Genomic DNA, 286 nt, shown 5'->3' with positions numbered 1-286 from the left:
TCATATCTTTCATCGTGCTAACTCCTCCAATTCTGACCGCATCTCTTCAAATGCAGATCCTTCTGTTTTATCAACAACCCCTTGTAATTTTCCCATCCCTCTAGGGCTAATGTACTTACCAAACCGAGTATAGCCAAATTCATTCAAATGCACTAAGCGCCATCTCGAACCTTGCCCCCAACCAACTTCGATCGTTTTAGGCGGTCCTTTTTTTACTCCGGAAACAATTACTGTGTCATGCGTTTCACCAGTATCCATGTAACTGGATACCGCCTCTTGCACATCT

The 286-nt window shown here is 43.7% G+C and carries 1 protein-coding gene; it reads right to left on the bottom strand.

The window, feature by feature from the left end:
- Window positions 1–9 precede the first annotated feature (9 nt).
- A partial coding sequence (locus IAE45_RS18765; protein WP_200127923.1) for a hypothetical protein occupies window positions 10–286 on the bottom strand: 277 nt, incomplete at its 5' end.

It is taken from the genome of Enterococcus sp. S53, assembly GCF_016516865.1.
GTDB lineage: Bacteria > Bacillota > Bacilli > Lactobacillales > Enterococcaceae > Enterococcus_D > Enterococcus_D innesii.
Note: the sequence above shows the minus strand (reverse complement) of the source record. Positions and strands in the feature narration are given on the sequence as shown.